The sequence below is a fragment of the Pseudooceanicola profundi genome (assembly GCF_050897955.1).
In the GTDB taxonomy this organism is placed as follows: domain Bacteria; phylum Pseudomonadota; class Alphaproteobacteria; order Rhodobacterales; family Rhodobacteraceae; genus Pseudooceanicola.
The window spans coordinates 94,778-114,633 of record NZ_JBPAXZ010000001.1; the positions used below are offsets into that span (position 1 = coordinate 94,778).

20 protein-coding genes are annotated in these 19,856 nt (G+C 63.8%); 9 read left to right on the forward strand and 11 right to left on the reverse strand.

Annotated elements, in window-relative coordinates; genetic code table 11:
* Positions 1-104: 104 nt before the first annotated feature.
* Entirely contained in the window at positions 105-2,585 is a 2,481-nt protein-coding gene (locus ACRARG_RS00475) for a penicillin acylase family protein (protein WP_432688016.1), read from the forward strand.
* Here ACRARG_RS00475 and hflX read toward each other — a convergent pair.
* The 4 genes from hflX to trkA all read right to left on the reverse strand — a co-directional run bounded on the left by hflX (position 2,582) and on the right by trkA (position 7,138).
* The gene (gene hflX, locus ACRARG_RS00480) at positions 2,582-3,856 is read right to left on the reverse strand and encodes a GTPase HflX (RefSeq protein WP_432691288.1); all 1,275 of its coding nucleotides are present in this window, start codon (positions 3,854-3,856) and stop codon (positions 2,582-2,584) included. The genes ACRARG_RS00475 and hflX overlap by 4 nt on opposite strands.
* Entirely contained in the window at positions 3,856-4,095 is a 240-nt protein-coding gene (hfq, locus tag ACRARG_RS00485) for an RNA chaperone Hfq (RefSeq protein ID WP_432688017.1), read from the reverse strand. The genes hflX and hfq overlap by 1 nt, the downstream gene beginning before the upstream one ends.
* Positions 4,096-4,236: 141 nt before the next feature.
* The gene (locus ACRARG_RS00490; protein ID WP_432688018.1) at positions 4,237-5,757 is read right to left on the reverse strand and encodes a TrkH family potassium uptake protein; all 1,521 of its coding nucleotides are present in this window, start codon (positions 5,755-5,757) and stop codon (positions 4,237-4,239) included.
* Between the two features lie 4 nt (positions 5,758-5,761).
* Positions 5,762-7,138, reverse strand: coding sequence for a Trk system potassium transporter TrkA (gene trkA, locus ACRARG_RS00495; protein WP_432688019.1), 1,377 nt, complete (start codon positions 7,136-7,138; stop codon positions 5,762-5,764).
* 105 nt (positions 7,139-7,243) lie between these two features.
* On the opposite strand from trkA, the gene ACRARG_RS00500 reads away from it, so the two are divergent.
* Positions 7,244-7,729, forward strand: coding sequence for a hypothetical protein (locus tag ACRARG_RS00500; RefSeq protein WP_432688020.1), 486 nt, complete (start codon positions 7,244-7,246; stop codon positions 7,727-7,729).
* Here ACRARG_RS00500 and ntrX read toward each other — a convergent pair whose 3' ends face one another.
* The 5 genes from ntrX to dusB all read right to left on the reverse strand — a co-directional run bounded on the left by ntrX (position 7,730) and on the right by dusB (position 14,997).
* A complete protein-coding gene (gene ntrX / locus ACRARG_RS00505; RefSeq protein WP_432688021.1) occupies positions 7,730-9,139 on the reverse strand; it encodes a nitrogen assimilation response regulator NtrX in 1,410 nt (469 codons plus the stop codon).
* Positions 9,136-11,430: a sensor histidine kinase NtrY-like gene (locus ACRARG_RS00510; protein ID WP_432688022.1), complete on the reverse strand. Its 2,295-nt coding sequence runs from the start codon at positions 11,428-11,430 to the stop codon at positions 9,136-9,138. Before ACRARG_RS00510 ends, ntrX begins: the two co-directional genes overlap by 4 nt.
* A 100-nt stretch (positions 11,431-11,530) precedes the next feature.
* On the reverse strand, positions 11,531-12,901 hold the full coding sequence (locus tag ACRARG_RS00515; protein ID WP_432688023.1) for a response regulator: 1,371 nt from the start codon (positions 12,899-12,901) through the stop codon (positions 11,531-11,533).
* A gap of 3 nt (positions 12,902-12,904) precedes the next feature.
* Positions 12,905-13,987 carry a two-component system sensor histidine kinase NtrB gene (locus ACRARG_RS00520; protein ID WP_432688024.1) on the reverse strand — a complete coding sequence of 361 codons (1,083 nt, stop codon included), beginning with the start codon at positions 13,985-13,987 and terminating at the stop codon, positions 12,905-12,907.
* Positions 13,984-14,997, reverse strand: a complete 1,014-nt coding sequence (gene dusB / locus ACRARG_RS00525) for a tRNA dihydrouridine synthase DusB (protein WP_432688025.1) — start codon at positions 14,995-14,997, stop codon at positions 13,984-13,986. Before dusB ends, ACRARG_RS00520 begins: the two co-directional genes overlap by 4 nt.
* A 165-nt stretch (positions 14,998-15,162) precedes the next feature.
* Between dusB and ACRARG_RS00530 the strand changes: the two genes are divergently transcribed.
* The 4 genes from ACRARG_RS00530 to ACRARG_RS00545 are packed head-to-tail and all read left to right on the forward strand — an operon-like array spanning position 15,163 to position 17,272.
* Positions 15,163-15,822, forward strand: a complete 660-nt coding sequence (locus tag ACRARG_RS00530) for an IspD/TarI family cytidylyltransferase (RefSeq protein WP_432688026.1) — start codon at positions 15,163-15,165, stop codon at positions 15,820-15,822.
* A 9-nt stretch (positions 15,823-15,831) separates the two neighbouring features.
* Positions 15,832-16,311, forward strand: coding sequence for a 2-C-methyl-D-erythritol 2,4-cyclodiphosphate synthase (gene ispF, locus ACRARG_RS00535; RefSeq protein WP_432688027.1), 480 nt, complete (start codon positions 15,832-15,834; stop codon positions 16,309-16,311).
* Positions 16,308-16,802: a phosphatidylglycerophosphatase A family protein gene (locus tag ACRARG_RS00540; protein WP_432688028.1), complete on the forward strand. Its 495-nt coding sequence runs from the start codon at positions 16,308-16,310 to the stop codon at positions 16,800-16,802. Before ispF ends, ACRARG_RS00540 begins: the two co-directional genes overlap by 4 nt.
* Positions 16,799-17,272: a CinA family protein gene (locus tag ACRARG_RS00545; protein ID WP_432688029.1), complete on the forward strand. Its 474-nt coding sequence runs from the start codon at positions 16,799-16,801 to the stop codon at positions 17,270-17,272. Before ACRARG_RS00540 ends, ACRARG_RS00545 begins: the two co-directional genes overlap by 4 nt.
* 129 nt (positions 17,273-17,401) lie before the next feature.
* On the opposite strand, the gene ACRARG_RS00550 is transcribed toward ACRARG_RS00545, so the two are convergent.
* Positions 17,402-17,911 (reverse strand): hypothetical protein, encoded by a 510-nt coding sequence (locus tag ACRARG_RS00550; protein WP_432688030.1) that lies wholly within the window; start codon positions 17,909-17,911, stop codon positions 17,402-17,404.
* A gap of 149 nt (positions 17,912-18,060) precedes the next feature.
* Positions 18,061-18,513 carry a type II toxin-antitoxin system RatA family toxin gene (locus ACRARG_RS00555; RefSeq protein ID WP_432688031.1) on the reverse strand — a complete coding sequence of 151 codons (453 nt, stop codon included), beginning with the start codon at positions 18,511-18,513 and terminating at the stop codon, positions 18,061-18,063.
* Positions 18,514-18,583: 70 nt separating this feature from the next.
* On the opposite strand from ACRARG_RS00555, the gene hpt reads away from it, so the two are divergent.
* The 3 genes from hpt (at position 18,584) to ACRARG_RS00570 (ending at position 19,846) form a co-directional block, all read left to right on the forward strand.
* The gene (gene hpt / locus ACRARG_RS00560; protein ID WP_432688032.1) at positions 18,584-19,126 is read left to right on the forward strand and encodes a hypoxanthine phosphoribosyltransferase; all 543 of its coding nucleotides are present in this window, start codon (positions 18,584-18,586) and stop codon (positions 19,124-19,126) included.
* Entirely contained in the window at positions 19,123-19,311 is a 189-nt protein-coding gene (locus ACRARG_RS00565; RefSeq protein ID WP_432688033.1) for a hypothetical protein, read from the forward strand. Before hpt ends, ACRARG_RS00565 begins: the two co-directional genes overlap by 4 nt.
* Before the next feature lie 64 nt (positions 19,312-19,375).
* Positions 19,376-19,846 (forward strand): c-type cytochrome, encoded by a 471-nt coding sequence (locus ACRARG_RS00570; RefSeq protein WP_432688034.1) that lies wholly within the window; start codon positions 19,376-19,378, stop codon positions 19,844-19,846.
* Positions 19,847-19,856 lie beyond the last annotated feature (10 nt).

The following is a 19,856-nucleotide window of genomic DNA, read 5'->3' on the forward strand; positions in this document are numbered from 1 at the left end:
GCTCTTTTCCCTCATTGCAGCTTGTCCTATAGGAGTGTCGGCAGCAGAGGCAGAAGACAAGCCCCGATCCTGCCTGCAGGCGAATTCGGGCGGACGGGGATTATATGAGCAAGGTTTTCATCTGGCTGATGCGGATCGCGACCGGGATGATCGTCCTGGCGGTCATTGCCTTTGTTCTGGTCTACTGGTTCGCCGCGCGATCGCTGCCCGACTATGACAAGACGCTTGTCGTCAATGGCGTGACAGCGCCGGTCGAGATCGTGCGCGATACTTCCAACGTCCCCCATATATTCGGCGAATCCGACGCGGATGTGCTGTTTGGTCTCGGCTATGTGCATGCGCAGGACCGGCTCTGGCAGATGCTGACCATGCGCTGGACCGCGCAGGGCCGGCTGTCCGAAGTGTTCGGCACCCGGACGATCGATTTCGACAAGCTGATGCGCCGGCTCGACCTCTATAACATCGCGCGCGACTCGCTGGAATATCAGGACCCCGACACCATCGCCAAGCTGCGGGCCTATTCGGCCGGGGTGAATGCGCGTCTGGACGAGATCAACCAGGAGGCGCGCGGGCGCGGCGCGCCGGAGCTCTTCCTCTTCCGGGCGCCGATTGCGCCCTGGACGCCCGCCGACAGCCTCGCCATGGGCAAGATCATGGCGCTGCAGCTGTCCGGACATCTGGCGAACGAGGTGATGCGGGCGCGGACCTCTCTCGCCCTGCCCGATCCCGAGCGGCTGAAGGATATCATGCCGGATGCGCCCGGCACCGGCATTGCGGCGCTTCCGAAATACGCCTCTCTCTTTCCCGACCTGCCGCGCTACGCGCAGGGGCGCGGGTTCTCCGACGATCCGCTGTCGCCGTCCCGACCGACGGATTTCGCCGGCGCGTCCAACGCCTTTGCGGCCGCGCCTTCGCGGTCGGCCTCCGGGGGCACGCTGCTCGCCAATGATCCACATCTGGGGTTCTCGGCACCGGCGATCTGGTATCTTGCCCGCCTGCAACTGCAGAGCGGCGGCGTGATCGGCGGCACCATCCCCGGCATCCCTTCGGTCCTGACAGGCCGGTCCGAAATGCTGGGCTGGGGGCTGACCTCCTCCTATCTCGATGATCAGGACGTGCATATCGAACAGCTGAACCCCGAGAACGCGCTGGAATACCGGACGCCGGACGGGTGGAAAGAATTCGAAACCAAACGCTCCATCATCCGCATCAAGGGCGCCGATCCGGTCACCATTACGCTGCGGTGGACCGATAACGGGCCGGTGCTGTCAGGCTCTGACTACGATCTGGCCACGATCACCCCCGGCGGGCATGTGGCCTCCCTGTCCTGGACGGCGCTGACACCTGACGATCTGACCATCGGCACCGGGATCCGGCTGATGTCGGCGCAATCGGTGGACGATGCCATCGACCTTCTGAAAGATTTCACAGCGCCCAGCCAGAATATCACCCTGGCGGACCGGTCATCTATCGCGCTGAAAATGCTTGGAAAGATGCCAATGCGTGATCCGGCCCACCGGAGCGAGGGCCGCCTGCCCACCCAGGGCTGGCTGCCGGAGAACCGCTGGCAAGGCTATCTGCCCTATGAGGATAATCCCGAATTCAGAAACCCCGTTGGCGGCATTCTGGGCAATACCAACAACAAGCTGGTGGACCGGGCCTTTCCGGAACATGTCTCCTACCTATGGGGCGACACGCAGCGTGTGCACCGCTGGCAGCGCCTGATGCAATCGCGCGAGGTTCATACACGTGACAGTTTTGTCGAAGCGCAGCTCGATACCGTGTCTTTCACCGCGCGCTCACTGCTGCCGCTGATCGGGGCAGATCTCTGGTTCACCGGAGAGGCCGCGCCCGAAGGCACGCCGGAACGGCTGCGCCAGCGCGCGCTTGAGCTGCTGGCAGAGTGGAACGGCGAGATGAACGAGCATCTGCCCGAGCCGCTGATCTATGCCGCCTGGCTGCGTGCGCTCCAGCATAGGTTGATACAGGATGACCTCGGGCCGCTGGCGCAGGAATTCATCCATGTCGAGCCGGTCTTTATTGAGCGTGTCTTCCGCGATGTGGACGGGGCCGCGGCCTGGTGCGATATCCGGCAGTCCAACCCGGTGGAAACCTGTTCCGATATCGCGCGGCTGGCGCTGGACGATGCGCTGGTCTGGGTCCGGGAAACCTATGGCGATGCGCTGGAAAGCCTTCGCTGGGGCGATGCGCATCAGGCCACGCATGACCATCAGGTCCTGGGCTCGGTGCCGATCCTCAAATATTTCGTCAATATCCGGCAGTCGACCTCGGGCGGGGACAATACGCTGCTCCGGGGCTCGACCAAGGGCTCGCTTCCTGATCCGTTCCTCAATGTGCATGGCGCGGGGTATCGGGGGGTCTATGATTTCGCCGATCCCAATTCCTCTGTCTTCATCATCTCCACCGGCCAGTCGGGGCATCCGCTGTCGCGGCATTACGACGATATGGCGCAGCTCTGGCGGCGGGGGGAATATGTGCCCATGTCGCTGGATACCGATCTGGCCCGGGCCGCCAATGAAGGGATCACCTGGATCCTGCCGCCGGGGACCAGCTCGACCGATTAGAAGCTGCGGAACCGCGCGGCCTGGGCGGGGGTCCAGCGTACCGTGATCCGGGCGGCATCATCGCCCTGCTCTTCCGACACAACCACGCCCTGTTCGAAAAGCCAGGCGCGGGCACGACCGGCATCGAAGGGCACGGTCAGAACCTCCGTCACATGGCCCGTCTCCAACCCCGTCTCGATGGCCTTGAGCAGCGGCTCCAGCCCCTGCCCGGTTACGGCCGAGATCGGATAAATGACGTCTTCCCGGTCTCCGCGCGTGACCATGCCGTCCCGCGTTTCTGCGTCCAGCCGGTCGATCTTGTTCCAGACGTCTAGCACCGGCACGCCTTCGGGAAGACCAAGCTCGGCCAGGATATCCTCGACATCCTGCGCCTGTTGGGCGCTTTCGGGATGCGAGATATCGCGGACATGCAGGACCAGATCGGCCTCCAGCACCTCCTCCAGCGTGGCGCGGAAGGCGGCGACCAGCTGGGTCGGCAGGTCGGAGATAAAGCCCACCGTGTCCGACAGGATCACCTCCGGCCCCTGATCAGACAGACGCACCCGGCGCATGGTCGGGTCGAGCGTGGCAAAGAGCATATCCTTGGCCAGCACCTCTGCCCCTGTCAGCCGGTTGAAAAGCGTGGATTTCCCGGCGTTGGTATAGCCCACCAGCGCGACAATCGGGAACGGCACCTTGGCGCGGGCGGCGCGGTGCAGCTCGCGGGTTTTCACCACCTTTTCCAGCTGACGGCGCAGGCGCACCAGCTGTTCGTCGATGGCGCGGCGGTCGGCCTCGATCTGGGTCTCGCCGGGGCCGCCGACGAATCCCAACCCGCCCCGCTGGCGTTCCAGGTGGGTCCAGGCGCGCACCAGACGCGTGCGCTGATAGGCCAGCGCCGCCATCTCGACCTGCAGCACACCTTCGCGCGTACGGGCGCGATCCGAGAAGATCTCTAGGATCAGCCCGGTCCGGTCCAGAAGTTTTACGCCCCAGGCCTTTTCAAGGTTCTGCTGCTGCTTCGGCGTCACCGGCCCGTCGATCAGGACCAGCTCGACCTCGGCCGCCTTCAGGACCGTGCCCAGTTCCTCGACCTTGCCGGAGCCGAACAGTGTCCGCGGCACCGCTTTGGCGATGCGGACGATATCCTGGCCCAGCACCTCAAGCGCCGGTAGCGCACGGGCAAGCGACACCGCTTCCTCCAGCGCATATTCCGGCGCGTGGCGGTTGTCTTCCCCTTTGAAGTCGGGATGCAGTACCCAGGCCCGGGTTACGGGCCGGTCGTGGGGTATCACTGGTTTTCTTCGCCCTCATAGAGCGAGATCGGCTGAGCCGGCATGATCGTTGAAATCGCATGCTTGTATACCAGCTGAGACTGACCGTCCCGGCGCAGCAGCACACAGAAATTGTCGAACCACGTGATCACGCCTTGCAGCTTGACCCCGTTGATCAGGAAAATGGTGACGGGAACCTTTGTTTTGCGCACATGATTAAGAAATGCGTCTTGCAGGTTCTGTCTGTCGGAAGCCATATGTTGACCCTTGTTTTTATTCTTTGTCTCTCACCCGGCCGTAAAGCAGGGCATACCCTCTAGCGGGGGTGAGTATGCGTTTAATTCCGGCGTTTGCCAGCCCTATTTTTCGTGATTAATCAACGATGATGCCCAGTTGCGTCAGTCTCGCCACAAATCGGCGTTAAAGAGCGCAATTATCGCCAGCAGTTCCAGCCGGCCCAGGATCATGCCAACGGCAAACACGATCTTTGCGGCCGCGCCAAGCTCGCTAAGGTGAATCGCCTGTTCACTTGCGTGCTGCAGCAATGGCCCGGTGGTTGTCAGGGCCGCGACCGCAAGGATCGTCGCCTCTTCGAACCCCTGCCCGAACAGCGCCAGCAGCGCCATCAGGGCCGCAAGCGTGATGGCGAAGAGCATGAAAAAGATCCAGGCGTGATAGGCACCCTGCCGGCCGATCCGCCGCGCCATCGGCCCGAGCCCTGAGACAGAGGACGGATGCACCAGCCGCTCCATCTCCCGCAGCCCGTTGAGGTAGAGCGCAAAGACACGCATCAGCTTGACCCCGCCTGCGGTCGTGGCCACCCCGCCCCCCATGATCGCCAGCCCCATCAGGATCAGCCCCGGCGTTCCCAGGCCAGACCAGGCCTGCGAGGTATCCCAGTCGGCGCTTTCGAACCCTGTTGTGGTCAGAAAGCTCATCACCGTGAAAATCGCGCCCCAGAATGCGCGCAGGCCGGTCACCAGATCCTCGCCGGCATTGACCTCAAAGGCGGCGATCCAGTGGCGCAGGAACAGCAGGATCGGCATGGAGATCACGATCAGCGCACCCAGCCGCAGCTCCGGATCCAGATGCAGGCCAAAGCGCGAGACAGAGGTGTCATTGGTAAAACTCACCCGGCTGAGCGCGAAGAAGAGAAACAGAAAGATCACCATTTCGCCCGCGATCCCGCTCTCGGCATTTGGCAGCCCCCCCACAGAGGAGATGCCGCTGGTCGCCAAAGTCGACATGGCATGACAGAGCGCGGTGAGCGCATTGTCTCCGTTGATCAGAAGCATGACCCAGAGGATGCCCGTCAAAAGGCAGTAGATCGGCGCCAGCTGCTGGGTGAAACGGATCACCCGGCGCAACAGATTGGCACGCTGGAACCGTTCGGCGCCGGTTTCGTAGGATCCCGCAACGGCGGCCCAGGTGACCTCGAATCCGCCCAGGTTCAGCGGTGCCAGAACGGCCGCCGCAGCCACCCAGATCAGCAGCCCGCCCATCCAGCCGACCTGCGCCCGCCACAGGTCAAGCGCGGGCGTCATGCGTCCGGGCACGTCAAAGACCGTGGCACCCGTTGTCGTGAACGCCGAGACCATCTCGATATAGGCATTCAGATAGGTGGTCGAGCGGAGGGCCTCGTGGAAGGGAACCGCGAAATAGGCCGGGATGAGCACATATGCCCCCAGCAATGACAGTAGCCCCACAAGATCGGTGTTGCGCCGGGTCCAGGTCCGCCCGGACCGGGCCAGCGCGATCAGCCAGGTGGCAAACATGCCCATCAGCCCCGCATAGAGGAAACTGCGGGCGGATCTGAAATCTTCGGTGGCGAGCCCGACCACGGCCGGGATCAGCATCGACACGGCCGCGGCCGAGACGAGGACCAGAAACAGCGGCTGTTCTGAGGTGCGGATGCGCATCGGCCTAGAAGTAGTCGATGGAGACCTGAAGCAGGCGTTCCACCTCGGGCACGTCATCGGCCAGGGCAAAGATCAGCACGACATCGCCGGCCTCGATCCGGGTCTGGCCGGTGGGTTTGATGACCTTGCCATTCTGCTCGATGGCACCGATCAGCACGCCTTCCGGGAAGTCGATCTCCCGCAGGATGCGCCCGGCGAGCGGGCTGGTCGACAGCACCTCTGCCTCGATCACCTCGGCCTCGGCATCGCCGATGGAATAGACGCCGCGCACCCGGCCATGGCGGATATGGCGCAGGATCGAGGACACGGTGGTCTGGCGCGGGTTGATATGGGCGTCGATGCCCAGCGGCCCCATCATCGGCACCAGCGTCGGATCGTTGATCAGCGCGATGGTCATCGGACAGCCCGCCGCCTTGGCGCGCACGGCGGCCAGCATATTGGTCTTGTCGTCATCGGTGACGCAGAGGATGGCGTCGGCGCGCTGGATGCCTGCCTCTGCCAGCAGCGCCTTGTCGAGGCCGTCGCCGTTCAGAACGATGGTTCTTTCCAGCGCATCGGCGGCCTTTTCAGCGATGGAGCGGCTTTTCTCGATCACCTTGGCGCGGATGCCGCGGCCCTTCTGTTCCAGACGCTGTGCCACGGCGAGGCCTACATTGCCGCCGCCGATGATGACCACGCGTTCCTGCGTGCGGGTGGTCTTGCCAAAGACCTCCATCGTGCGGGGCACGTCCTCGTCAACGACGCAGATATAGCAGGCATCGCCGGGAAAGATCTGGTCATTGGGTTCCGGCGCAAAGAGCCGCCCGTCGCGCCGGATGCCCACAACGATGGCCCGCAGCGTCGAGAACAGATCCGTCAGCTGTTTCAGCGGCGTGTTCACCACCGGACAGTCGGCATCGATATTGATGCCCAGCAGCTGCGCCTTGTCGTTGAGGAATTTCTCCGTGTCAAAAGCGGCGGGCGCGGACAGGCGCTGCATCGCGGCCTCTGCCACTTCGCGCTCGGGGCTGATCACCACGTCGATCGGCATATGGTCGCGGCGGTAGAGGTCGGAATAGATCGCGTCGAGATAGCTTTGCGCGCGCAGGCGGGCGATCTTGCGCGGCACGGCAAAGATCGAATGCGCCACCTGGCAGGTCACCATATTGACCTCGTCCGAATAGGTGGCGGCGATGATCATATCGGCGTCACGCGCCCCCGCCTTGTCCAGAATATCGGGATAGGAGGCAAAGCCGGTAAGCCCCTGCACATCCAGAGTATCGGTGGCACGTCGGATAAGTTCGGGGTTGTTGTCGACAACGGTCACGTCGTTGTTTTCGCCCGACAGGTGGCGTGCGATCTGCCAGCCAACCTGGCCCGCCCCGCAGATGATGACCTTCATCCCATCTCCTTCGGGATTTCCCTAATCAGAAGCTATCGCATGACAGATGCGTTACAAGGGGTCAAACGAATTGTCCGGCAGGGAAAAACCATGCATGCTCGGCATATGGCCATGATCGCGCGCCCCGCTCTTCTGTTCTCTGTCGCCCTGTTTGCCCTGGCAGGCTGTGCGCGGGAAATCTATTACCGGCAGGGTGTCAGCGCCGCCGCCGTTCAGGCCGAGGAAACCGCCTGTGCGCTCAGCGCGATCCAGCAGGCGCCGGTCAAAAACGAAACCCGCATCTACCCCGGCGAATTCGTCCCGCCAGAGCGTATCTGCCGCGACGACGGGTCCTGTTTCGTCGTGCCGGGGTTTCGCGAACCGCCGGAGATCGTGACGATCGACGTCAACGCCTCCGAACGCCGGTTGCTGGAACGGTCCTGCATGGCGGCCAAGGGCTATACGCGTGTCACGCTTCCGGTCTGCGATGAAGCGGTCCAGGCGCAGGTGCCAAGCTCGCTTGATCTGGCCATGCCCGCGCTGGCCAACAGTTCCTGTGTCGTACCGCGCGGTAAAACAGCCTATCAGGTCGTGACGCCGGTCCGCGGCTAGTCAGTCGTCGTCGTCCCCTTCGTCGAGCCGGGCGATGCGCCCGCCGGATTTGGTGGATGTGACCACACCCAGCGACTTCAGCTTGCGGTGCAGAGCCGAGCGCTCCATGCCCACGAACTGAGCGGTCTTCGAGATATTGCCACCAAAACGGTTGATCTGCGTCAGCAGGTATTCGCGTTCGAACGCCTCGCGCGCCTCGCGCAGCGGCAGGGTGGCAAGGGCGCCGGACAGGACCACGCGGCCCGTTTCGGCCGAGCGCTCTTCCTCTCCGGGCACTTCGCGCGCATCAATCGGGCCCGTGCCCTCGCCCAGGATCAGGATCCGTTCCAGCACGTTGCGAAGCTGACGGACATTGCCCGGCCAGACCATCGTCTGCATCAGGGCGGCCGCCTCTTCGGTCAGATCCCGTTGCGGCAGGCCCTGCGTCTTGTGCAGCGCTTCGATGAAATGCCGGGCCAGCACCGGAATATCGTCCCGGCGTTCGGCAAGGCTCGGCACGTCGATCGGAACCACGTTCAGGCGGTGGAAGAGCTCCTGCCGGAAGGTGCCTGCGGCGATCTCCGCCTCCAGATCGCGGGAGGTGGAGGAGACGACGCGCAGGTCTACCCGGACCTTATCCGTGCCGCCCACCCGCAGGAACTGCTGATCGACCAGCACGCGCAGGATCTTGGACTGGGTGCCCACGGGCATATCCGCGACCTCATCGAAATAGATCACACCGCCATGCGCCTCTTCCAGGAGGCCCGGCTCCACGCCGCGCTCGCCGCCTTCGCGGCCAAAGAGCACCTCTTCCATCCGGTCCGCCTCGATCGAGGCGCAGGAGACCGACACAAATGGCCCGTCGGCGCGGTTCGACTCGGCATGGATATAGCGGGCGGCAACCTCCTTGCCGGCGCCGGCGGGGCCTTTGAGCATCACCCTGCCGTTGGATTTCGTCACCTTGTCGAGCTGGCCCATCATGGCGCGGAACGCAGCGGACTGGCCGACCATTTCCGCCGACTGGGTGTCGCGCCGGCGCAGCTGCTGGTTTTCACGCCGCAGCCGGGAGGTTTCCATCCCGCGCCGGATCACAACCAGCAACTGGTCGATATTAAAGGGTTTTTCGATGAAGTCGTAGGCACCCTGCTTGATCGCGGCCACGGCGATCTCGATATTGCCATGGCCGGAAATGATGACCACAGGCACATCCGGGTTGTCCCGTTTGACATGTTTAAGGATGTCGATCCCGTCCATCCGGCTGTCCTTGAGCCAGATGTCGAGGATCATCAGCGCCGGGGGTTCGGTGTTCAGATGCGCCATGCATTCGTCCGAACTGCCGGCAAGGCGCGTGGAGAAGCCCTCATCCTCCAGAATGTCCGAGATCAATTCCCGGATGTCCCGTTCGTCATCGACGATCAAAATGTCGCTCATGGTCCCTCACTGGCAATTTTTTGCGGCGGCTCTTCGCCGTCCACCGTGGCCACGCTCAGCGGCAGGCGGATGATGGCGCAGGCGCCGGAATGTTGAAGCCCGTCAAAGGGCTCCGCGTCGTCGAGGCGCAGCGTGCCGCCGTGTTCCTCGATAATCTTCTTCACGATGGGCAGGCCCAGGCCGGTGCCCTTGTCGCGGGTGGTGACGTAGGGTTCGAACAGTCGCGCGCGGTCTTCGGGCAGGCCGATGCCATTGTCGGCGATGCGAATTTCGGCCCAGGGGAGAGAGCCGATATCAGAGGTTTCGACCAGAGTGCGCGCGCTGACGCGGACCTCCGGACGATACCCTTCCGGCGCGCCTTTTTCCCGCAGCGTTTCCGTCGCCTCGCCCGCGTTTTTGATCAGGTTGGTCAGCGCCTGACCGATCATCGTCGCGTCAAGATCGGCGGGCATGGGGCCGGCGAGCGTCTCTGTGATCGTAACATCGGGCTGGCCGGATTGCTGCAGCAGGACCGTGCCATGCAGCAGGTCGCGCAGATCTTCCAGCTGCTTTTCCGGTTCAGGCATCCGGGCGAATTTGGAGAATTCGTCGACGATGCGCCGCAGATCGCCGGTCTGGCGGACGATGACCTCCGTCAGGGCGGCCAGATCCTCTGCCGGCTGCGGCTCCAGCTGGCGGGAGAACTTGCGCTTGATCCGTTCCGCCGACAGCTGAATGGGGGTGAGCGGGTTCTTGATTTCATGCGCGATGCGACGGGCCACATCGCCCCAGGCGGCCATCCGCTGCGCGGTCACCAGCTCTGTCACATCGTCAAAGGCCACCACATAGCCTTCGCGGCGGCCTTCGGTGTTGCGGCGGGTGGCCATGCGGACCAGAAGCGTTTCCTGACTGTTGTGCCGGGTCACCTTGACCTCGGCCTGCAGGGTCTGACCGCCGCTGTCCCTGAGCTGATCGAAAAGCGCGCCAAATTCCGGCACCGCCACCGAAATCGCCACATGTTCACGGTCTTCCTGCCAGTCCAGCAGCCGCTCCGCAGACCGGTTCACGAATGTGACGCGGCCTTCCCGGTCCAGACCGACCACACCGGAAGTGACAGAGGACAGCACGGAATCGAACAGCCGGCGGCGCTGTTCAATATGGTTGGTATTCTCCAGCAGGGCGTCGCGCTGGCCCTTGAGCTGCGTGGTCATCTGGTTGAAGTAGCGCGAGAGCATGGCGATCTCGTCGTCGCCATCGTCTTCGGCCACCTGCACGTTCAGATCGCCCGCGCCCACACGTTGCGCCGCGCCTGTCAGACGGCCCACCGGCCGGGACAGACGTTCGGCGAACCACAGGCCCAGCCAGACCGCCGCGAGGATCAGGATCACCGCAAATCCGATATAAAGCAGACCGAATTCAAACAGCACCCTGCCCCGTTCGCTCTCCAGTTGCTGATACAGCCGGACGGTTTCCTGCGTATCGTCCAGCAGCCCCAGCAGATCGCCGTCGACATCGCGGCTGACATAGAGATAGCGGTCGACAAAGTTCTGAAGCGGGATCAGCGCGCGGAATTCGCTGATGTCCCAGTCTTCGATCAGCAGATAGCCCGCTTCGGTCGCCTCGGCGATCTGACTGTCAGAAGGTTTTTCGAAATCAAAGAGATAGGAGCCTTCGCCCCGCGCCTTGATGTGTCCCGCGCCGTCTATGACATAGGCTTCCCGCAGACCGCGCTGGATCTGTCCCTGCCCATTGGCGAGGACGGTCCGCAGCACGGCGTCGTTGATCAGGAAATCGCGCTGCTTGGCCCCGTCGAGGAACCGCGCGAGGGCGCGCGCGTCTTCTTCCAGATCCTGCCGGTGTTCTTCTTCATAAGCGCGGGCGGCCTCAAGCGAGGAGCCGACCACCTGCCGGACCCGGTCGGAGAACCAGCCCTCAAGGCCGATATTGATGGTCAGAACGGCAAAGATTGCGACAGATACGGTCGGGATCAGCGCCATGATCGCAAACACGCCGGTCAGTCTGAGATGCAGCCGCGACCCGGCAGATTTGGCCCGACGCGCGGCGACCATCTGCGCCACACGCTGAAGAACCAGCGCCGCAATGAGCAGCACGTAGACCAGATCGGCCAGCAGCACGAGCCGCAGGTTCAAGGAGGAGGCGCCGTTCTCCAGCGGCCCCAGCACCAGGAAAGTGGCCATCACCAGAACCGGCCCCAGGAGGACCAGACCCAATGTGCCGGCGTTCTGCAGTTTCTTCTGACGCCGCAGCCTGCGAATGCCCGCCCAGGTCAAATTTCGTGCCCGAGTTGCCACAGGCCCCGCCTCGTTCAGATGTGTCGCATTCTGCGACGACCGCTACATGTTGACGGCCGCATGTGATCTGACACACGTCGGCCACGCACCTGTTGCGGTTTTACATCAACTTGCGACGCCGAGTCACGCGAATATCCAGATCGGTGATCTTCTTGCGCAGAGTATTCCGGTTGATCCCCAGAAGATCGGCGCATTTGGCCTGATTTCCACCTGTGGCCTCCAGCGCGATCTCGATCAGCGGCATCTCCATCTCTTTGAGAATGCGGGCATAAAGGCCGGGGGCCGGCAGCATGTTGCCATGCAGGTCGAAATAGCGGCGCAGGTGGCGGCCGATCGAGGCTGACAGTTTTTCTCCATCGTCGACACCCTGGGCGGGTTCGCTTTCCGTCTGGCTGCCCAGAACGGCGGCAACTTCCGGCTTGGTGATCTCATCGGTGCGCGCTGTCAGCACCAGACGGCGAATCGCGTTTTCCAGCTGGCGGACGTTGCCGGGCCAGGGATTGCTGCGCACCATCTCCATTGCCTCGGCCGAAAGCTTGCGCAGCGGCATGCCTTCGCGTTCCGCGCGCAGCAGGAAATGCTCGACCAGCAGCGGAATGTCATCGACCCGGTCGCGCAGGGCGGGCACATGGATCGCCGCGCCGGACAGGCGGTAATAAAGGTCCTGACGCAGCCGCCCCTCCTCCATCGCGCGGTTCAGATCGGCCTGGGAGGTCGCCATGAAGCGCGGCAGATTGTCGGCATTGCCGTCCATCATGCGCACGATGCGGGCCTGCACCTCTCCGGGGATGTCGGTGATCTCGTCGATCAGGATGGTGCCGCCCTTGGCGCGGGCCAGAACCTGGGACGGGCCCTCGATATCCTGCAGCTCTGCCGCGGCGGCGGTGACGAAGGGCAGCGTGCGGCGGTCGGAAAAGTCGTGGATCGAGCGGGCGATCAGCGATTTGCCCGTGCCCGATTCCCCGGTGACCAGCACCGGCAGATCGGTGTTCAGCACCCGCGCGATCAGCCGGTAGAGCGCCTGCATCGACGGCGTGCGGCCCACCAGCGGCAGCTCATCCGGGCGCTCTGTCTCATCGGTGATGGCGGCGGGGGCGGCGCTGCGGCGGCGGGCCTCCAGCGCGCGGGCCGTGCGCTTCATCAGGTCGGGCAGGTCGAAAGGCTTGGGCAGATAGTCATAGGCCTCGGCCTCCGCCGCCTGGATTGCCGTCATGATCGTGTTCTGGGCCGAGATCACGATGACCGGCAGGCCGGGCCGGTCCTGAGAGATTTTCGGCAGCATTTCCAGACCATTGCCATCCGGCATCATCACGTCAGAGATGACCACGTCGCCTTTCCCCTCGCCGACCCACCGCATCAGCGTGGTCAGGGAGGAGGTCGCGTGGACCTTGCAGCCCGCGCGGGTCAGTGCCTGTGTCAGCACCGTGCGGATCGTGCGGTCGTCATCGGCGACAAGGATCGTGCCGTCCATGGTCTATTTCTCCTTGGATTTCTTTTTCTTGGTGGGCGCCATCGGCAGGGAGAGCCGGAAGACGGTCTTGCCCGGAACGGAGGTCACGGAGATCCAGCCGTCATGGTCCGAGATGATCTTGCTGACGAGGGCGAGGCCCAGTCCGGTGCCGTTTTCGCGCCCCGAGACGAAGGGGTCGAAGATCTGATCGGCGATCTCGGGCGGCAGGCCCGGACCGTCATCGATGATCTCGATCTGCAGGGGCAGCGTCTTGCCCTCCCCATCAGAGCGTCTGAGGCGAAAACTATGTTCAAAATAGCTATGCAGACGGATCGTCCCGCCATCCTTGCCGGCGGCTTGCGATGCGTTTTTGAGAAGGTTCAGAATGACCTGCAACAGCTGATCGGAATCGCCCATGGCCAGCGGCAGCGAGGGGTCGTAATCCTCCTGGATTTTCATATTCGCGCCAAAGCCGAGCAGGGCTGACCGGCGCGCGCGGTCCAGCACGTCGTGAATATTGACCGGGCGCAGATCCGGCATGGTCAGGTTGCCGAACTGTTCGACCTGTTCCAGCAGCTTCACGATCCGGCGGCTTTCGGCGACGATCAGATCGGTCAGTTCCTGATCTTCCTTCGACAGGCCCATGGACAGCAGCTGTGCCGCGCCGGTGATGCCGGCCAGCGGGTTCTTGATCTCATGCGCCAGCATCTCCGCCATGCCGATGGCGGATTTGGCGGCGGATTTGACCGTGTGGTCCTGCGTCAGCCGCCCCGCCAGTTCCCGCGGCGAGATGAGGAACAGCATATGGCCCGGTTGGCCCGTCAGCGGCGCCACCTGAAGGTTGCAATGCAGCGGGGCGCGTTCGCCGGTGCCGACGTCCACGTCGTTGACGAAAAGCGGCGAGTCGGTCTCTCGCGCGCGGCGGAACGCCTTGTCCAGCGGGCTGTCGATCATGACCTTTTCCCAGACCAGGGTGCCCCGGATCGATTTGGCCGAGGTGTTCAGGAATCCTTCGGCCGCCGCATTCACATCGCTTATCCGGTCTTCCTGATCGAGGATCAGCGCCGGCACAGGCAGCGAATTCCAGAGATCGCTTTCCGCCGTCATGCCGCCGCCCTGCCTTCCGGGTGCCGCGCGGCATGTTCGGCAAGTGCCGGGACCAGAAGCTCCAGAACCTCGCGGCTGTCGCGGCTGCGCAGGATCCGGCCGCGCAGCACTGCCGGCGTTTTCGCCTGATCCATGTACCAGCCCAGCTGTTTCCGGGCCACGCGCAGGCCAAGCTCTGCGCCGTAAAAGCCCAGCATCGCCTCGTAATGCGCTGCGGCCAGCGCGGCCACCTCTGCCGGGTCGGGGGCGTCCAGCGGGGCCGTTCCGGCCAGATCCCTCCGGATCTGTTCGATGGCCCAGGGGCGGCCCTGAATACCGCGCCCGACCATCACGCCATCCGCACCCGACAGGCGCAGCGCCTCGCGCGCATTTTGGGCGTTGGTGATATCGCCATTGGCCAGCACGGGGATCGAGACGGCCTCGACCACGGGGCGGATCGCTGCCCAGTCCGCCTGCCCTTTGTAGAACTGGCACCGGGTGCGCCCATGCACGACAATCATCCGAACCCCGGCGCTTTCCGCCCGGGCGGCGATATGGGCGGCATTGAGCTGCCCCTCGTCCCAGCCAAGGCGCATCTTTACCGTCACCGGGGTCGCCACCGCCTCCGCCACCGCCTCTATGATCGCCAGCGCCAGATCGGGGTCGCGCATGAGGGCCGAGCCAGACAGGCCGCCGGTCACCTTCTTTGCCGGGCAGCCCATATTGATATCGATCACCTTCGCGCCCAGCTGTTCGACCTGACGGGCGGCCTCGGCCATGGTGGCCGGATCGCGTCCTGCCAGCTGGACAGAGGTCGCGGCGCGTTCAAGGCCAAGCTCGGCCCGTTCCCGCGTGCCCGGTCGGCCGGTCAGCAATTCGCCACTGGCGACCATCTCGCTCACCACGAGGTCGGCGCCAAACCCCGAAACGAGGTCGCGCATAGGCAGGTCGGTGATACCGGCCATGGGCGCCAGCGCGACGACAGGGGTCGTCCGATCGCCGGAAATATCGGAGAGAGGGTCCGAAAACATGCCTAATCCTTGAGCAACAAAGTCTGATTAACCGCAGGTGCCAGCAGGTTCAACGCAGCATGTGCGCAGAAAACCAGCACACCAATGTGAACGCACAAAAATTAATCACCCGCACGCAGGCGCCGAATGATTGCCGCTGCCGTGTTTAGCGCATAAGACGGCGACATGCAGCCCGATCACCCAAAATTTGCCAGTATTCTTGTCGCGGCCGGGCGCGGGCTCCGCGCCGGTGGCGGCCTGCCCAAGCAATGGCGGGAGGTCGCGGGACGGCGGGTGGCCGACTGGACTATCGCGGCTTTTGACGGCGCGGATCCGGTGATCCTCGTGCTGCATCCGGAGGATATTGACGTCGCCCTGCCCCAGCATGTGCATCGTGTGACGGGTGGCGCGGACCGGTCGCTTTCGGTCAAGGCCGGGATCACCAAGGCCTGGGAGCTGGGCGCGACCCATGTCCTGATCCACGATATCGCCCGGCCCTGTGTCAGCGCCCGCGTCATCGCGGGCGTCAAGGGCGCGCTGTTGGCGGGGGCAGAGGCGGCGGCACCGGGCGTGCCGGTGACTGACGCGCTCTGGACCGCGGAGAATGACCGCGTGACCGGCACCCGCGACCGGCGGGGGCTGATGCGGGCGCAGACGCCGCAGGGGTTCGCGCTTGGCCCCATCGCCGCGGCGCATGACGGCTTTCCGGGCGAGGCGGCGGATGATGTCGAGGTCGCCCGCGCCTCCGGGCTGGAGGTCGTCATTACGCCGGGCGACGAAGACAATATCAAGATCACCCTGCCCGGGGATTTTGCCCGGGCGGCCAGAATTCTGGCCAGTCTTTAAGGAGGACGGATGGATATCCGGATGGGAAACGGCTTTGACGTGCATGCCTTTTGCGAGGGCGATCACGTCATGCTCTGCGGTGTGGCCGTGCCGCATGATCGCGGGCTCAAGGGGCATTCGGATGCCGATGTGGGCATGCATGCGATCACCGATGCGATCTATGGCGCGCTGGCCGAGGGCGATATCGGCCGGCATTTCCCGCCCTCCGACCCGCAGTGGCAAGGTGCGGAGAGCCATATCTTCCTGACCCATGCGGTAGAGCTCGCGCGGTCGAAGGGCTATGCCATATCCAATGTGGACTGCACGCTGATCTGCGAACGCCCCAAGGTGGGGCCGCATGCGCAGGCGATGCAGGCGGAACTGGAAAGGATCATGTCGATGGATGCGGGACGTGTCTCGGTCAAGGCCACGACCTCGGAACAGCTGGGATTCACCGGACGGCAGGAAGGGATTGCGGCAATTGCCACGGCCCTGCTGGTGCAGGCATGAGCGCGGCACAGCTGATCGCCACGCTGGGCGGGGTCGGGAACCTGAAACCGGCGCCGGGGACCTGGGGCAGCGCCGCCGCCCTGCCCCTCATGCTGGTGCTGCATCTGATCGGAGGGTTCGCGCTGGTGCTGGTTGCGACGGTGCTGCTGGTTCCCCTGGGCTGGTGGGCCACGCTGGAGGTGACGAAAGGCCAAGCCGATCATGACCCGTCAGAGGTGGTCGTGGATGAGGTCGTGGGCCAGTGGGTTGCCCTCTTCCCCGTCAGCTATGGCGCGACCTTCGCAGGCGTGTCTGTGCTGGCGCTCTGGCCGGGCTGGCTCGTGGCCTTCCTGTTCTTCCGGCTTTTCGATATCTGGAAACCGGGCCCCGTGGGCTGGGCCGATCGCAAAGAAGGTCCGCTGGGGGTCATGCTGGACGATGTGATCGCCGGGGCGCTGGCGGCGGCGGTCGTGCTGATCCTCGGCGCGCTCTATCACGTGGTGCTGATGTGAGCGGGCTGGCGGAGGAGGTTCTGGCCGCCTGCCGCACCCGGGGGCTGACTCTGGTGACGGCGGAAAGCTGCACCGGCGGGATGGTCGCCGCCGCGCTGACCGATATCGCCGGGTCGTCTGCTGTCGTTCTGGGTGGCTTCGTGACCTATTCCAACGGGATGAAGATGCGCCTGCTGGGCGTGCGCGAGGCAACGCTGGCCGCCTATGGCGCGGTGTCCGAACCGACAGCGCGGGAAATGGTGCTGGGCGCCATGGCGGTGTCCGGGGCCGATCTTGCCCTGTCGATCACCGGTATCGCCGGTCCGGGCGGGACGGACACCAAACCGGAGGGCATGGTCTGCTTTGGCGCGGTCCTCAAGGGCCGCGCGCCAGTGGTCGAAACCGTGCAATTCGGGGCATTGGGGCGTGGCGCGGTCCGGTCTGCCTCCCGCGATCATGCGCTGAACATGGCGCTTCTGCTTCTGAAGTAAGGGGCCTGGTGCGGTCAGCTACATGGCTTCCGCCTCCGTTCCGGCCAAAAGAAAAGGCGCGGTTCTGGCCCGCGCCCTTTGTCTTGTCCCGACATCGGCTGATAGTCAGCCCTGCCGTTGGCTCTGCACTCAGGCGTCGCCGTTATAGGTGCCGCCGGTCCGCGACGGAGCCGCGTTCACATTGGCATAAGCCGATTTGCCGGAGGTGTCGTTTTTGGCCAGCGGCTCAAACGGATCGACCTCTTCTTCAGCGGCATTCTGCATGCCGTCGATCAGCGACTGCGTGGACGCCTTGGCCTGCGCGGCAATTGCGGCACGACGCGCAAAATCCACTGCCGTCACCTCGTCTTCCCGCTTTTCCGAGGCGGTTTCACTTGCAGCAGCGGCTGTTTCCGCCGGAGTCTCTGCCGCTTGCGTTGCCGCAACATAAAGGCTGTAGCGCGACAGGCCATTCGACCCCGAGGTCGCAGGCGCGGCCTCTTCGGCAGCAGGCTCCGCGGTGTCTTCGGTTTCCGCCGGTACGGTCTCTTCGACGACGGTTTCTTCTTCAGTTTGCTTAGCTTGGCCCGGCGCGTTGGCGCTATTGCCAGGCGCGACGATGTTGGTCACGAGCGTCGTGACCCCTGAAATCAGCGGCATGGTTGTCTCCTACACATATACCCTGACCGCAGGCTGCGCCTCAATTGCGGTCGGAACATGTTTGCGACGGGTCATCCCTGCCTTAATCTTAATGATTACCGCAAATACAACTTTGCAGAAATTTCACAGGTGGTTTTTAGGGGTGGTTTTCAAGCCGGCGCATAGAGCTCCTGCGCCCGCCGTTCAAAGGCCCGGACGATCCGCTGCATCGCCTCGTTGAACACCACACCGATGATACCCTGCAACACGGCGTTCTTGAATTCGAAATCCACAAAGAAGGACACGTCGCAGCCGCCATCCTCGCGGTCCGCAAAGGCCCAGTTGGATTTCATGTAGCGGAACGGCCCGTCGAGGTATTCGGTGTCGATCTTCATCTGCTCCGGCCAGAGCACCACGCGCGACCCGAACTTCTCCCGGAACACCTTGAAGGAAATGACGAGGTCGGCCAGCATCACGATGTGATCGCCCTGCTCCTCTGTCGAGCGGATGCGCGCCGCGGCGCACCAGGGCAGGAACTGCGGATAAGACGCGACATCGGCCACGAGGTCGTACATCTGCTGCGCGGTATAGGGCAGCGGGCGGGTCTCGGAATGGCGGGGCATCGGTCCTCTTTGACGCGTTTACTTGAAGGTCTCATGTCGTATGGTGGCGCCGCAAGATCAAGGAAAGATCATGACAACGCGTCCATATGTCATCGACCAGATGATCTCCGCCAAGGCCATCGCCGCCCGGATCGAGGCGCTGACCGAGGAGATCAAGCAGGATTTCCCCGAAGGCGAGCGCATCGTCGTCGTGGGCCTGCTGCGCGGGTCTTTTGTCTTCATCGCAGACCTGGTGCGGGAGCTGCGCGACCGCGAGGTGGAGGTCGATTTCATCGAGGCCTCCTCCTACGGCAATTCCACCGAGTCGAGCCGGGAGGTCCGCATCCTCAAGGATCTGCGCGGCGAGATCGAGGGCCGCAATGTGCTGGTGGTCGAGGATATCGTCGACACGGGCTATACGCTCTTTCACGTCATCCACATGCTCAAGGCGCGCAATCCGGCCAAGCTGAAGACCATCGCCCTGCTCGACAAGCCGTCGCGCCGGGAGGTCGATTTCCGCGCCGACTGGATCGGGTTTGAGATCCCCGATGAATTTGTCGTGGGCTACGGGATCGACTATGCCCAGTGCAACCGCAACCTGCCCTATATCGGCAAGGTCCGGTTCACGGAATGACCCCGCTCTGGTTCCTCCGCATGTCCCGATGGGCCCGCAACCCGCCCTCCGCCGCGCGGGTCAAGCTGGTGCTTGCGGTCATCGCGCTCTGCCTGGCCATCGTCGGGCTTGAAAAGCTTGTCGGTTTTCCCGACTGGCTGACGCCCAATGACCTGCGCGGCCCTGCCCGCCCGATCACGAATTAGTCAGCCCATGACACATAGAGCTTTGCTAGCGTGCGAGCGTAACTTGTCCAAAGGGAGTCACCCCATGACCCGAGTACTTGCCGGCCTGCTGATCGCCGGCCTTGGTTTCGCAGGCGCGGCATCTGCCGAAAGCCACATCACCGACGATATGAAAATGGCCGCCGTTAAGGCGCGCCAGTCGACCATGCAGCTCTATGCGTTCAACCTCGGCCAACTGGGCAATATGGCCAAGGGCGCCATGGCCTATGATGCCGATCTGGCCAAGGCGGCGGCGGGCAACCTGGTGAAGCTCTCCACCACCAATCAGATGGCCATGTGGCTGCCCGGCACCGACAATGCTTCGATGGAGGGTACCAAGGCCCTGCCCGCGATCTGGGAAGACATGGATGGCATCATGGCCGCGTCCAAGGCGATGGTCGATGCCTCCATGGCGATGGAAGAGGCCGCCGGCGACGAGGCCGCGATGAAGGCCGCCATGGGCGATCTCGGCAAGTCCTGCGGCGGCTGCCACCAGAATTTCCGCGCCTCCAACTAAAAGGTCAGGG

Bases quoted from the DNA above. Each gene is read 5' to 3' on its own strand.
- ntrX (WP_432688021.1), bottom strand. From the start codon at position 9,139: ATGAGCGACATTTTGATCGTCGATGACGAACGGGACATCCGGGAATTG.
- ACRARG_RS00475 (WP_432688016.1), top strand. From the start codon at position 105: ATGAGCAAGGTTTTCATCTGGCTGATGCGGATCGCGACCGGGATGATC.
- ispF (WP_432688027.1), top strand. From the start codon at position 15,832: ATGGATATCCGGATGGGAAACGGCTTTGACGTGCATGCCTTTTGCGAG.
- hpt (WP_432688032.1), top strand. From the start codon at position 18,584: ATGACAACGCGTCCATATGTCATCGACCAGATGATCTCCGCCAAGGCC.
- ACRARG_RS00570 (WP_432688034.1), top strand. From the start codon at position 19,376: ATGACCCGAGTACTTGCCGGCCTGCTGATCGCCGGCCTTGGTTTCGCA.
- ACRARG_RS00530 (WP_432688026.1), top strand. From the start codon at position 15,163: ATGCAGCCCGATCACCCAAAATTTGCCAGTATTCTTGTCGCGGCCGGG.
- ACRARG_RS00555 (WP_432688031.1), bottom strand. From the start codon at position 18,513: ATGCCCCGCCATTCCGAGACCCGCCCGCTGCCCTATACCGCGCAGCAG.
- ACRARG_RS00520 (WP_432688024.1), bottom strand. From the start codon at position 13,987: ATGACGGCGGAAAGCGATCTCTGGAATTCGCTGCCTGTGCCGGCGCTG.
- ACRARG_RS00490 (WP_432688018.1), bottom strand. From the start codon at position 5,757: ATGCGCATCCGCACCTCAGAACAGCCGCTGTTTCTGGTCCTCGTCTCG.
- dusB (WP_432688025.1), bottom strand. From the start codon at position 14,997: ATGTTTTCGGACCCTCTCTCCGATATTTCCGGCGATCGGACGACCCCT.
- ACRARG_RS00500 (WP_432688020.1), top strand. From the start codon at position 7,244: ATGGCCATGATCGCGCGCCCCGCTCTTCTGTTCTCTGTCGCCCTGTTT.
- ACRARG_RS00515 (WP_432688023.1), bottom strand. From the start codon at position 12,901: ATGGACGGCACGATCCTTGTCGCCGATGACGACCGCACGATCCGCACG.
- ACRARG_RS00565 (WP_432688033.1), top strand. From the start codon at position 19,123: ATGACCCCGCTCTGGTTCCTCCGCATGTCCCGATGGGCCCGCAACCCG.
- ACRARG_RS00540 (WP_432688028.1), top strand. From the start codon at position 16,308: ATGAGCGCGGCACAGCTGATCGCCACGCTGGGCGGGGTCGGGAACCTG.
- trkA (WP_432688019.1), bottom strand. From the start codon at position 7,138: ATGAAGGTCATCATCTGCGGGGCGGGCCAGGTTGGCTGGCAGATCGCA.
- ACRARG_RS00550 (WP_432688030.1), bottom strand. From the start codon at position 17,911: ATGCCGCTGATTTCAGGGGTCACGACGCTCGTGACCAACATCGTCGCG.
- hfq (WP_432688017.1), bottom strand. From the start codon at position 4,095: ATGGCTTCCGACAGACAGAACCTGCAAGACGCATTTCTTAATCATGTG.